Raw genomic sequence first — 14,069 nt, forward strand, 5'->3', positions numbered from 1 at the left:
TTAAAAACTAAAATCAATTCCGAAAGTGTACGTTTTGGCAATCGGAGTTTCCCAGCCACGTGTACTGTATTGATTAACTTCAGGGTCCGCTAGCTTAAATTTGCTGAAAGTCAATAGATTGGATCCATTAAAGAATAATCTTGCATTACTGATCTTTGCAGACTTTAAGACATTGCTTGGAATGTTATATGATAATGAAACGTTTTTCAATCTTAAAAAATCAGCAGGATTTAGATGTCTACTACTAATTTGGTTTACATCTTCCAAATCACGTCCACTTATCATTGGGTAATATCCACTTCCTTTCTCTGGTGTCCAGGTATTATCAACAAAATCCTGAGAATGTATGCGTTCCCAATAGTAACCATCATCTGCCACGTCTCTATTCGCAGCATCATATAGTTCGCCACCGATTTTGTACACGAAATTAAGTCCAAGTGAAAAGTCTTTGTATTCTAAATTCGAATTAATACCCCCAGTGAATTTCGGAATACCATTACCAATGATTACTCTCTGCGCTTTAGTGTATGTATAAGTAGCGCCTCGACCATTGAATTCAAAATCACCTGCTGTCCCATCGTTTATGTACCAAACATTTTTGCCGTTTGTCTGATCTGTGCCAGCCCATTCAATTCCATAAAATGCTAATGTAGATTGTCCTTCTTTGTAAATATATCTTGATCGAGCGTCGCCACCAGTAGGATCATTCCAGATTATTTCCTCTTCAGCTCCACCATTCAATTTGATAACTTTTGAAGATAAGGAAGCTGCATTCACACTAAGCGTCCATTTTAAATCCTGTTTATTAATGATGTCCGATCCTAATAAAATTTCAACACCTTTGTTATTTATTTGTCCTACATTTCTTACAGAAGATCCAAATCCAGTAATCATAGATTGAGGTACGTCTTGTAATAGGTCTTTTGAATCTCTATTGTAATATTCAACTGTTCCGAACAATTTGTTTTTGAATAATCCAAACTCAAGGGCTATGTTTGTACTATAATTGTTTTCCCAAGTCAGGTTAGGGTTTGGAGAATTTCCTAAACCACCTCCAGGTCTTTGCATGTATTTATTACCATAAGTTACCAATGCTCTCCATGCAAAATTGTCTGAAGGCAAAGTTCCGTTTACACCGTATGATGATCTTAGTCTTAAAGCATTTATAGATGGAATATTCACAATAAAGTTTTCCTTTGCCAAGTTCCATGAACCCGCGATAGACCAAAAGTTACCCCATCTGTTTTCGGGGCTCAATTTTGAAGACCCATCAGTTCTATAAGATGCAGATGCAAAATACTTTTCATCGAAATTATATTCAACTCTTGAAAGTGCAGACATTATTGAATTCCCCCATGCATAAGCTTGAGCATCCAAATTTCCTGCGGTAGCTACGGTTGGTAATTGGGAGTTCGGAATATCCTTACCCGTAGTACGCATAAAATCTGTTGTATTTTTCTCAGCTTCGAAGCCTGCTAATACACCTAAATTATGCAAGCCAAATGACTTGGTGTAATTTGCAGTAGTGGATGAAACCAATTTTCTCAAATCTGTATTCATCTCATGTACTATACCCATATCATTGGCTCCGGTATAGTGATTTGCACTATAATAGAGATGATCCCTTGATGTTGTCTGGTCGTAAGAGAATATAGTTTTTAAATTTAACTCGGGTAATAAGTTAAGAGTTAAAGATGGACTAGCACTTAAGCGTCTTGTACCTGTACCATTTTCCCATTCGTTGTTGTAATATACTTGGTTTTGAGCATAACTATTATAGCGAGTTGTCCAAGTATTTCCTGTTTTATAATCCGTAGGCCAATAAAAGTCCCAAAATAAATTTCTTGATTGAAACAGATAATTTGTACTTGTGTTTCGAGTATCATTAAATCCAGATAATTCCGTGTTGGCTATAGCTAAATTTACACCAAAATCCAATATTGGAGATAGTTTCTGCGTAAAATTAAAACGTCCGTTAATTCGCTCATAATCATTGAGTACAGTTCTACTCTTGTCTGTAGTATAACCTAATGAAGTAAAATAATTTGTTTTTTCAGTTGCTCCACTGAATGAAATGTCATTTACATTATACTTACCTGTCCGGAAGAAAACATCGTCCCAGTTGAAATATTTACCATCTCTATTCTCTACGCCATCTGTTTTTCCTTTAATGGTGACATGTTCAAACATCGAAGTCCCTTCTGTAGAAAATTCATATCCATGAATGCCAAAGCCGTATCCAGTATTAGCAGTTCCGTATGATGTACCAGGAGTCCAATTGCGTGAATTCAAACGCATTAAAGTTTGCTCATTCGCTTGTTCAGGAGTTCTACCTGCAGCAATACGAGAATCATACAGAACACTATATAGCGTATTGATTTGATCCTGAATATCGGCTTTTTCGTAGTTGTCCGTTGCCCAATCAGGACTAATTGCTAATGAACTTTTGAATGAAATTTTTGGAGCACCAGTTTTACCTTTTTTAGTTGTGATTAAAACTACTCCATTTGCAGCTCTAGATCCATAAAGTGAGGATGCTGCAGCATCTTTCAAGATTGTAATACTTTCAATATCATTTGGGTTAATTGTATTCATGACATTGTTTGTATTATAAGTATATCCAGACATTTGAGATACTTGACCGGATACTATAGGTACACCATCAATTACATATAAAGGTTCATTTGATGCATTCATGGAACCAATACCTCTTATTCTAATAGATGTAGTGGAACCAGCTTGACCTGATGTTGAATTAATCTGAACTCCTGGAACTCGACCAGTTAGTGCATCTTGAAATGATGTAACAGGTACGTCTTTCGCATCCTTAGCGTAATTGATATTTGCAGCAGATCCTGTGAAAGTACTTTTCTTTGCTGTACCATAAGCCACAACAATTACTTCGTCAAGTTCTTGGTCAGTAGACGATAAGGAAACGTTAACGGTCTTGCGTCCAGATACTTTTATTTCTTGCGATACATATCCAATCGAAGAAACAATAAGAGTAGCATTCTGATCTGCATTCAACGTAAACAATCCGTTAGCATTAGAAGTTACGGCGACATTGGTGCCCTTGATGCTTACTGTGACACCTGATAATGGTGTACCATTTTGGTCTGTGATTTTCCCTGCTATTGGGATTTGCTGCGCATTTACAACTTGTAGTCCACAAGCCATTATGCACATGGATGTGAGTAGATGTTTATTCATAATTTTGGTAAATGAGTTATAAATAAATATATATAATTAAACCTAATTTTTAGAATTATTTTTCAATTTATTTAGCAAAACATTTTTTTTATTGATTTATAATCATAAAATCTATTGTTTTGCAGAATATATGTTTTAATTATTAATAATTCAAAGAATCATTAATAAAGTCAGTGGATTAAATTAAAATACCAAGCTTTGGTTAGCTTGGTATCACTTGTATTTTAATTCTTCAAAATTCCAATTCCTGGACGATCAGGAAGTATGCATTTTCCATTTTCTACGGTCATGCCATCAAAGATGTCATTTCCAATTAATAAGGCTCCATCTAAGTCTGCCCAATCGACTAATGGCCCTAGTTGTGCTGCTGCTGATATTGCACATGAAGTTTCTGTCATACAGCCCAACATTACTTTCATATCTAATGAACGAGCTAATTCCGCCATCTGCTTTGCTTCACGCATACCTGTACATTTCATCAATTTGATGTTGATACCAGTATAAACGCCCTGTAACTTCGGAACATCGATTAAACGTTGGCACCCTTCGTCTGCAATAGTTGGAATTGGCGAGTGTTCGGTTAACCACGCATTTTCATCGATCATTTCTTTCGGCATAGGCTGTTCCAAGAAAACAACATTTTTTTCCTGTAGCCAATGCGCCATTTCTAAGGCTTGTTCTTTATTCTTCCAACCTTGATTCACATCCGCACATAAAGGAACATCAGTCACCGAACGAATCGTATCGATGATCATTTTGTCCGTGTCCAATCCTAATTTTACTTTCAAGATTTTGAATTGATCAGCTTCAGCTACTTTTTTACGAATCATCTCTTCGGTATCAATACCAATAGTATACGAAGTAGGAGGAATCAGATTAGGGTTTAATCCCCAAATTTTGTAAAACGGCTGATTCATGATTTTTCCTAATAAATCATGCAATGCAATATCCACAGAAGCTTTTGCTGCGGTGTTCTTTTCTGCTATTTGATCGACATAGGACAGGATTTCGGTAGTTTCAAATGGAGAGGAGAATGGCGTTAAATCAATTTTTCTTAAAAATTGTGTTACGCTCTCTTGGGATTCACCCAAATAGGGAGGCATGCTTGCTTCACCATAACCAATAATGCCATCGTATTCCAACTCTGTCAATACAACCGGAGTAGTGGTGCGGCTAAATGATGCGACGGTGAAAACATGACGCATCTCTAGTGTATATGGTCTGAATCTTAATGTAAATTTACCCATTCGGATAGATTCGAAATTCATTGTGTTCATTGCTAGATTTAGGTTAATTCGTGTAAGCCGTGTGTTCTTTTATACTTTTTATTTGGGGATCTTGTGAACCGATATATCTTTTTGCCGAAACTAATGTGCGTGTTTGAAAATCATCGTAGTTATGCGCATTCTTTAGCATGGAATTGATACGAACAGTTCCAGCGGAATGGATAAATTCGCCATTGCCAATATATAAAGCAACATGCGTGATTCTCGAAGTTTTTCCACCAGCAAAAAATAATAAATCTGCAGGTTTTAAGTTTTTCAATGCTAACTCTTCGCTAAATTTCCCGTCTTTATCCACAATTTGAACTTCGTCGCCCGCTAAGACTTGTTGAGATGCGTCGCGTGGGATCACATAGCCATTCATATAAAAGGATGTTTTTGTGAATCCACTACAATCTACACCTTTTACAGATGTACCTCCCCATAAATACGGTAGTCCCATCATGCTTTTAGCGCTGTTGATGATGTTTTCGGCAGTAAGGTCACGAGTTTTCAACCAATTATCGAAAGTTATAGCCTCGTCTTTTGGAATAAACGCTATTCTTCCATCGGGATATTTTACCTCGTAGAAATTTTTGTTTTCTTTTGTTAACGTAAGGATATTACCATAAACTAAATCCGATACACGAATACTTTTTTGGTCTGGCTTTGAATAAGATTTACCAAATTCATTTGTGTAGATCAATTTTGGGGATTTTTGCCAATCAACAAAGGTCATCGAATCCATAGCTGTCACCGATGATGTCGGCACCCAAGCTATGTAACCTTCTGGAGTGCGTACACGATAATCGCTTCTAGTCTTCTGCAAAAGGTCAAGTTTTGTGCCTAATAATACTTGTGTAGCTAACTCTTCACTATGTCCTGGTTTGCTACGCAAATTGGCTACGGAAAGCTGTATGATACCTTGTTTTTTATCCTGAACTGACGTATCAGGAAGTAATTGATATTTTATAGAAGGTGAAAATTGTTTTAATTCTTGCTTTAGAATAGGTAACACCTCTTTCTCCGTCGTCTGTATAGTGTACTTATTATTTTTGATGTCAACATTTATTAACTCTAGCAGTTTAGTTCTCTTATCCGGTGCAAACTTTGGTTTGTTAGACTCTATGGTTTGAAGAATGGATTTGTAAATAGTAGAGTCATTTTGCGCATTAGCTAACTGTATGCTTCCCAAGTAAAAGGCAAATGGTAAGCAAAAGTATGTAAGTGTGTTTTTCATCATTAAATAATTGTAACGCCTAAATTAACATAAAAAAATGCATAAAATGGCAATAAATATTGTGTTTTGTTAAATGTTTTTGCGTTTTTTGTTTTATAAATAAGAAATAACGTAAAAAATATATGAAAGCGACATTTGGTGGTGGATGTTTTTGGTGTACCGAAATCATATTTCTAAATACAGAAGGAATTAATTCAGTATTACCGGGTTATATGGGAGGTAAGAGAGAAAATCCGACCTATGAACAAGTTTGTTCGGGAGCTACAGGTCATGTTGAAGTTGTTCATTTGGATTTTGATGAAACAAAAGTTTCATTTGAGGATTTGCTTGCAATTTTTTTTAAGACACATGATCCTACAACCTTGAATAGACAAGGAGAGGATGTGGGTACGCAATATCGTTCGGTGGTATTTTATCATAATACAGCACAGAAAGAGCAAACGGAGAATTTTATTAAAGGTTTAGCAGAGGCAAAAGTTTATGATGATCCAATTGTTACGGCAGTAGAAGAAGCTGTGACTGTCTGGCCAGCAGAAGATTACCATGTAAATTACTTTAATCGTAATCCTGAAAACCCATTTTGTTCGGCGGTGATTGCGCCTAAGCTCACAAAATACCTTAAAACTTTTCAGAAGTAAATAAACAACAAACGGCTAGAAATTTTTCTAGCCGTTTGTTATTAGAACAATCCGATTTGTCCGTCATCGCTTATTTGGATGTCGTCTGGATTGGTTATTTCCAAGGAGATGGGATTATCAGAACTTTCTGTTGATTGTTCTTCTTTTTCCTGTTTCGGTGGATTAGTAAAGTCAATATCTTCTGTAAGTGCTTTTACAGATTGTACATTGTGGAATGATAAACGATTTCCTTGAGCTTTTATCTTTTTGATGTCTATCAATTCATTCAACGGTTGATCGATAATTTCTTCCACTTGCGATTTACCTTTCAATTGTTTGATTTTTACGACTGGATTTAAATTATTCGTCAATAGAATCAATTTAGAACCTGGTTCTTCGTTAATCAACGACACACGTTTTCCGATTTGTATATCATCAAAGACAAAACGTTTTACATAGTATGCACCTGATTTTCCATCTTGATGAATCGCAGTATAAACATGTTCTGGATAATATTTTTCAATACGAATCATTTTCTCATCAAAATGATTGCTCAAATCGAAATTCGAAAGTTCGTAAGTCCCGTCCTTGAATACCATTAGAATTTTGTCGTCACCGTCAAATTCACCCAAAAATTTGCCTCTTTCGTCCGCATTCAGACGTTTTAATACGTCATCATACCAAATTTTGCGACCTGCCAATGTAGAAACACCTGCACTTTTAAACGTGATATTTTTGACTGGATATTTAGAAACTAAATTACCCATCGAACCTTTTCCTTTGATTGCTATCTCCGCAAAATCTAAATCGAAAGTAACCTTACGCAATTTCGTATGCGGCTTTAATTGGACAGTCACAACTTCTGCTTCCCCATTTGGATTCGCTGTGAAATACAATAGTTTCGAACCTTTGGTTTCTTTGGTTACGTCGTATTCTTTTTCACGTGTAACTGCCGTTACCGCGAAACGTTTGACATACGTATTACCCTGCGTACCGTCACGATAAATAGCGTTATAAATAGTACGTTCGTCACCTTTTTTGAAAACAGCGACGTGAATAATGTCTTTGCCGACAAAAACTTTGTCTTGAACTTTGACTACACTGTATTTTCCGTCTTCACGGAATACGATGATGTCGTCAATATCCGAACAATCTGTGACGAATTCGTCTTTTTTCATGCCCGTCCCGATGAATCCTTCCGCACGATTTACGTATAGTTTAGCATTCGCAAGAGCTACTTGTGCAGCTTCTACTTTGTCAAATACACGAAGTTCGGTTTTGCGTTCGCGACCTTTTGCATATTTATTACGCAGGTATTCGAACCAATCAATAGCATATTCCGTTAAATGCTTCAAGTTTTTCTTTACTTCCTTGATTTCATCATTCAACGTCTTCATTTGTTCATCCGATTTCTTCACATCAAATCGCGTGATGCTACTCATCGGTTTGTCAATTAGCTTTTTGTAATCTTCAGGTTGGATTTCTCGGTAGAATTGATCGAAGAAAGGAGTAAATAATGTATTTAAAACTTGAACAACAGTATCAAAGTCGCCCGCATTTTCATAGTCTGGATGTTTGTACATCCCTTCTTGGATGAAAATTTTCAGTAGGGAATTGAAAAATATTTTTTCTTGAAGTTCGTTAAGACGAATTTCTAATTCTCGCTTTAAAAGATCTCTCGTCTGTAAGGTGTTTTCTGTCAAGATATCATTGACACTCATAAAATGAGGCTTGTCATCCTTGATCACACAGGTATTGGGCGAAATAGAAGATTCACAAGATGTAAATGCGTATAAGGCATCAATGGTCATATCTGGTGAAATACCTGGCGCAAGATGAATCATGATTTCTACATCTTTGGCGGTATTGTCTTCAATCTTCTTGATCTTAATTTTTCCTTTATCGTTTGCTGATACAATACTTTCAATCAAACTTCCAGTAGTTGTTCCAAAAGGAATTTCGGTAATGGCTAAGGTTTTTTTGTCGCGTTCTTCAATTTTTGCGCGTACGCGAATCTTTCCTCCACGCTGACCTTCATTGTAATTCGACACATCCGCAAATCCTCCTGTCGGAAAATCAGGATATAAATTTGGTCGTTCACCTTTCAATACTTGAATAGAACCGTCGATTAGCTCAATGAAATTGTGTGGCATAATCTTCGTTGCCAAACCTACAGCAATACCTTCTGCTCCTTGAGCCAATAGCAAAGGAAATTTTACAGGTAAAGTAATAGGTTCTTTGTTACGGCCGTCATAGCTCAATTGCCATTCTGTGGTGTCTGGATTGAACACAACATCGTTAGCAAATTTGGACAATCTTCCCTCGATATAACGGGGAGCTGCCGCCGAATCTCCTGTCTCTGGGTCACCCCAGTTACCTTGGCAATCGAGTAATAAATCCTTTTGACCCAATTGTACGATGGCATCACCAATAGAGGCATCTCCGTGTGGATGATACTGCATGGTGTGACCTACGACATTGGCTATCTTATTGAATCTTCCGTCATCTTTCTCTTTGAAAGAATGCAGAATTCTACGTTGTACAGGTTTAAAACCATCATTAATATGCGGTACAGCACGATCCAAAATTACATAGGAAGCATAATCCAAAAACCAATTTTCATACAGTCCCGAAAGTGGGATAGTATTACTTGCTTGTTCGTTTTCAGGCGATGAATTATGATCTTGACTGTTATCTTCTGGGTTAATCGTTTCGTCAATCATCTATATTGTCTTATTTGATTGTTATACGGATTCAAGTTTTTGAATTTGGTAAAATTACGAATTTCTCTTTAATGCGTGCCATAATTAAAAATATATAAAATCTGACTAATATTCTTTATTAGTCAAAAAGTACAAAATTATGACAGGGATTATGCACTTTGGTTCAAGAGTAGAACTTAATTTTGTCGCTGTAATATTGAGAGGTGAATACCTTTTAGTAATGAGTTATTTATTATTAAATGTTTATTCTGTATGGCAAAGAGAAATTACGTTTCAAATTCTACCGAAAGTACGCGAATGTTTAAAAATGACTTTTTGGAGTCATTGACAAAAGTACATTATTCAGTTCCGTTAATTTTTTGGATACCCGTTATTATTTATTTTATTCGTAAAGCTTATGTTGTCGGAGAGATGAGTGGTTCAGCGGTGTTTGGATATTTTTTATTTGGATTAGCATTCTGGACATTTGCTGAATATGTTTTGCACAGGTGGGTTTTTCATTTTCATCCTAAAAGTGAGTGGGGTAAGCGTATTCACTTTATATTTCATGGCGTACACCATGATTTTCCAAAGGATCGTTTGCGTTTGGTAATGCCTTTATCGGCAAGTATCCCTATGGCGACTATTATCTATTTGATATTTTATGTATTCTTTGCTGAATTTACGTTGTCTGCATTTTTTGCTGGATTTCTGTTTGGTTATTTGATTTATGACGAATGCCACTATGCGATGCATCATGCTAATTTCAAGTCAGGATTTTTCAAAAAGATTAAAGATCATCACATGTTGCACCATTATGCGTATCCTGAAAAGGGATTTGGGGTAAGTTCTGCCTTGTGGGATAAAATATTTGGGTCTGGATTTTCAAAAAAAGAAGCGAAATAAGAGCAATTTGATATTGCTCTTATTTTTTACCCATGTGTGTGATTCTAAGAAAATTTATTATGAAGGAATTTTGTTGTCTTCATAAGTTTTGAAGTTTGATTTTTGAATTCTTATAGCATTCAATATTGCAAGTAAAGAAACTCCCACATCGGCAAATACCGCCTCCCACATGGTCGCTAATCCGCCTGCTCCCAAAATCAAAACAGCTGCTTTTACAACAAAAGCTAATGTAATATTCTGCCAGACTACACGTTTGGTTTTCTTGCCTATTTCAATTGCTAAAGGAAGTTTTGAAGGCTTGTCATCTTGAATCACCACATCGGCTGTTTCAATAGTAGCGTCCGATCCCAAACCACCCATCGCTATTCCTACATCGCTTAATGCGACTACTGGCGCGTCATTTACACCATCCCCGACAAATGCTACAGCTTGATTTCTAGATTTAATTTCTTTTACTTTATTGACTTTGTCTTCAGGAAGCAAATCACCATAATACTGTTTGATACCTAATTTTTCTGCGACATGTGCTACTACGGAGCTTTTATCTCCACTCAACATGGTGCTGTGGACATTTAACTTTGCCAACTGTTGGATTGTATATGCTGCATCTTCTTTGATTTGATCCCCAATTGTGATGTAGCCAATATATCTATGGTCATAAGCAATAGCCAATGTCGTATATATTATCTGTGTAGGATTTGTATCGTAACTTACATTGTATTTATCCAAAAGCTTAAAATTTCCAACTAAAATTTCTTTGCCCTCAATCAAAGAGCGAAGACCATGCCCGGGAATTTCTGTTGTTTCTTGAATCTTGATGGTATTATCCACTTCGCCTACATATTCATGAATTGCTGTAGCAATGGGATGTGTACTATGGCTTTCTACAGCATTGACCAATTTTAGCATATAATTTTGATCAATTTTCGGATCAAAGTTTATTTCTTGTACTTTAAAGACGCCTTCGGTCATCGTTCCGGTCTTATCCATCACAATGTGTTGAATATTTGCTATAGCATCAAGATAATTGGAACCTTTGAAAAGTATACCATTTTTGCTGGCAGCGCCAATGCCTCCAAAATAGCCGAGTGGAATCGAAATCACTAAAGCACAAGGACACGAAATTACCAAAAATACTAATGCACGATACAGCCATTCGTTGAATACATAATTGCTCACGAACAGAGCTGGAACCAAGCAAATCAAAATTGCTAATACTACCACTATGGGCGTATATACTTTGGCAAACTTGCGAATAAAAAGTTCTGTAGGTGATTTTTGTGCTGTTGCATTTTGCACCAACTCCAATATTTTGCTCAACTTACTGTCTTCGTATGCTGTAGTTACGCGTACTTGAGCTACTGTATTGAGGTTTATCATTCCTGCAAGAATGATTTCACCTTTTGTTTTACTGTCAGGTTTACTTTCTCCTGTCAAGGCAGAAGTATTAAAAGTAGCTGAATCTGATATAAGTTCTCCATCTAAACCTAGCTTTTCTCCAGGTTTTAGTTGTATTATAGCATCAATAGCTGCCTTGGTCGCAAGAATAGTTTTAGGAATTCCATTTTCTAATACAGTCACTTCATCGGGACGTTGATCCAAAAGTGATTGTATATTCTTTTTTGCACGTGAAACAGCCATCGTTTGAAATACTTCACCTACAGAATAGAATAACATTACAGCTACTGCTTCGGGATATTCTTTAATAGCGAATGCACCTACAGTAGCGATTGTCATGAGCAGAAATTCTGAAAAAAAGTCGCCTTTCCTGATGCTCACAAAAGCATCTTTGATAACTGGAAATCCCACTATGGCATAAGCTAATAAATACCATATAAATCGTATTGTGCCAGAAAACCAATCTTGGGGTAACCAATTGTCAAAAGCTATTGCTGATAGTAAAAGAAAAAATGAAAGTAGAGATGGTAAAAAGAGTTTAAATAAACTTTCACTTATGTGACTGTGGTCGTGACCATCATGCTCGTCATGTGTATGACTGTGAGTATGCTCTTGGGGTGATTTCTTTAACAAATCTTCCGAATTCGCATTCTTATATATTTTGGCAGTTTGCGTGCAGCAGAGTTGTTCGCCTAATTCATTATATGTGTGTTCATGTGCCATATTGTAATATTTTTCACATTAAATGTGACTTTTAGGTTTGGCGTTGATAGATTTAAATATAGCTAATCTTTTCTGAATATTGTGTGTATCAAGGCAAAACTTAATAATTAAGTCATTTTAATATTTTACAATTTAGTTAGTATTGTTTGCTAATATTTTTAGTAATTTTGAAACCTAAGTTTAGAGTAAAAAATGAATTGGCAAGATACAAAGCGTTTTGTAGCACATTTGGATTTGGATACTTTTTTCGTGAGTGTTGAGCGATTAAAGAACCGTGAATTTGTGGGTAAGCCGCTTATTGTAGGAGGTTTGAGTGATCGCGGTGTGGTCGCAGCATGTAGTTACGAAACTCGAAAATTTGGAGTACACAGTGCTATGCCGATGAAATTGGCTTTACGTCTTTGTCCGCATGCGATAGTGGTGCGAGGTGATTCGGATAGTTATAGTTATTATTCGCGCTTGGTGACGGATGTGGTGTCGGACACCGTCCCTGTGATGGAGAAGGCGAGTATTGATGAGTTTTATGTGGATTTGACAGGAGTAGATAGATTTTTTGGCTGTAGCCAGTTTATGATTGAACTCAAAGAGCGCATTCGCAAAGAGTCTGGTTTGCCGATTAGTTATGCGCTTGCTTCCAATAAACTGGTAAGTAAAGTAGCTACAGACGATGCCAAACCTGATGGTCGAAAGGAAATAGCGCATGGCTTAGAGAAATCCTATTTGGCTCCTTTGCATATCGAACGAATGCCCGGGATAGGGCAGAAGACTTCCGCACTGCTGCAACAAATGGGGGTACGGACGATCAAGGTGTTGAGTGAAATCCCCGTGCCGATGATGCAAAATTTGTTGGGAAAGAATGGGATAGATTTATCTCGAAAAGCTAATGGTATTGATCCTACACCTATTGTGCCGTACTCCGAACAAAAAAGTATTGGTACGGAAGAAACATTTCAACAAGATACGATAGATTTAAAATTTTTGAACAGTGAGATTATCCGCATGACCGAGAAGTTGGCTTTTCAATTGCGTCAAAGTGGGAAATTGACAGGCTGTATTACGGTGAAGTTGCGGTATTCTAATTTTGATACGGTGAGCAAGCAAATGGTGATTTCATATACGGCTTCGGATGCGGTATTGATTCGAAAAGCCAAAGAGCTTTTTGCTAAATTATACGAAAAGCGGATGTTGGTGCGATTGATTGGCATACGTTTTAGTCATTTGGTGTATGGTTCGCAACAGATTAATCTTTTTGAAGATACCGAAGAAGCTGTTCGGTTGTACCAAGCAATGGATGCAATGCGTAATCGCTTTGGCGAAGAAGTGGTAAAGCGCGCTATTTCAGTTCCTAAGCCTAATAAGTAATTACCAGTTTTAATAAGTAAACTGATATTTGTTATCTACAACTTTAAAGTAAACTTCCTTTTTAGATTCTTGAAATAAAAAATATCCTTTTTGGATATTTTGCCAAAAAGCATAGGTTTCCTCATCTACTTGTGATTTGTAGGTGAGTATATTCTCTTCAGTCATTTCGAATGGGAAAATATAGACTGGAATTTGTTGTTGTCCAGCATCTTTTGCCCAAAGGGCATAAAGGTAAATTTCTTTCATGAGATCATCCGTCATTGGGAGACAACCTACAGTTTCGCATTTGCCATGAATAAAAATATCGGAACCTGTATAATGATGCGCTAAGTCATATGCATTTGGATAATCTAAACCTAATGATAGGTAGAATTTACTTTTGGGGTTAAAACGATTGATGCTATAAAACCCTTCTGGAACTTGCTTGTCGCCTTCGGCTTTTTTTGGTCCTAATTTTCCCGAGCGTGCACAAATTTCATAATGTTGAATAAGTTTGTAATTTTCTTGGCTGGTAGATTTTGCAAATAAATCTAGCTTGTCCAAATCTTTGTAAGCAACAAAAAGAATATTTAAACCCGTTGTGCATTTTAAATAATGCTAATTTTTAAATTGTTGATATTCCTGTTGAATATATTTTTGTTGATGTATT

General features: G+C 36.5%; 9 protein-coding genes. 3 read left to right on the forward strand and 6 right to left on the reverse strand.

The annotated features are described in order from the left end of the window. The 3 genes from GOQ16_RS11740 to GOQ16_RS11750 all read right to left on the reverse strand — a co-directional run bounded on the left by GOQ16_RS11740 (window position 1) and on the right by GOQ16_RS11750 (window position 5,715). The gene (locus GOQ16_RS11740) at window positions 1–3,210 is read right to left on the reverse strand and encodes a SusC/RagA family TonB-linked outer membrane protein (protein ID WP_160069454.1); all 3,210 of its coding nucleotides are present in this window, start codon (window positions 3,208–3,210) and stop codon (window positions 1–3) included. 224 nt (window positions 3,211–3,434) lie between these two features. Next, window positions 3,435–4,487 (reverse strand): dipeptide epimerase, encoded by a 1,053-nt coding sequence (locus GOQ16_RS11745; protein ID WP_160069455.1) that lies wholly within the window; start codon window positions 4,485–4,487, stop codon window positions 3,435–3,437. Between the two features lie 13 nt (window positions 4,488–4,500). Next, a complete protein-coding gene (locus GOQ16_RS11750) occupies window positions 4,501–5,715 on the reverse strand; it encodes a C40 family peptidase (RefSeq protein WP_240141027.1) in 1,215 nt (404 codons plus the stop codon). A gap of 119 nt (window positions 5,716–5,834) precedes the next feature. Between GOQ16_RS11750 and msrA the strand changes: the two genes are divergently transcribed. Next, the gene (gene msrA, locus GOQ16_RS11755) at window positions 5,835–6,350 is read left to right on the forward strand and encodes a peptide-methionine (S)-S-oxide reductase MsrA (protein ID WP_160069456.1); all 516 of its coding nucleotides are present in this window, start codon (window positions 5,835–5,837) and stop codon (window positions 6,348–6,350) included. A 41-nt stretch (window positions 6,351–6,391) separates the two neighbouring features. On the opposite strand, the gene GOQ16_RS11760 is transcribed toward msrA, so the two are convergent. Then, window positions 6,392–9,052, reverse strand: coding sequence for a DNA gyrase/topoisomerase IV subunit A (locus GOQ16_RS11760; RefSeq protein ID WP_160069457.1), 2,661 nt, complete (start codon window positions 9,050–9,052; stop codon window positions 6,392–6,394). A gap of 252 nt (window positions 9,053–9,304) precedes the next feature. On the opposite strand from GOQ16_RS11760, the gene GOQ16_RS11765 reads away from it, so the two are divergent. Then, entirely contained in the window at window positions 9,305–9,937 is a 633-nt protein-coding gene (locus GOQ16_RS11765) for a sterol desaturase family protein (protein ID WP_240141028.1), read from the forward strand. A gap of 57 nt (window positions 9,938–9,994) precedes the next feature. On the opposite strand, the gene GOQ16_RS11770 is transcribed toward GOQ16_RS11765, so the two are convergent. Then, a complete protein-coding gene (locus tag GOQ16_RS11770; protein WP_160069458.1) occupies window positions 9,995–12,058 on the reverse strand; it encodes a heavy metal translocating P-type ATPase in 2,064 nt (687 codons plus the stop codon). Between the two features lie 192 nt (window positions 12,059–12,250). Here GOQ16_RS11770 and dinB point away from each other — a divergent pair, with 192 nt between their 5' ends. Beyond that, window positions 12,251–13,420, forward strand: a complete 1,170-nt coding sequence (gene dinB, locus GOQ16_RS11775) for a DNA polymerase IV (protein ID WP_160069459.1) — start codon at window positions 12,251–12,253, stop codon at window positions 13,418–13,420. 9 nt (window positions 13,421–13,429) lie between these two features. Here the strand turns inward: dinB and GOQ16_RS11780 are convergent, their stop codons facing one another. Continuing rightward, the gene (locus GOQ16_RS11780) at window positions 13,430–13,963 is read right to left on the reverse strand and encodes a L,D-transpeptidase family protein (protein ID WP_204987469.1); all 534 of its coding nucleotides are present in this window, start codon (window positions 13,961–13,963) and stop codon (window positions 13,430–13,432) included. Window positions 13,964–14,069: the final 106 nt, after the last annotated feature.

The organism is Sphingobacterium bovisgrunnientis, assembly GCF_009829085.1.
In the GTDB taxonomy this organism is placed as follows: Bacteria; Bacteroidota; Bacteroidia; order Sphingobacteriales; family Sphingobacteriaceae; genus Sphingobacterium; species Sphingobacterium bovisgrunnientis.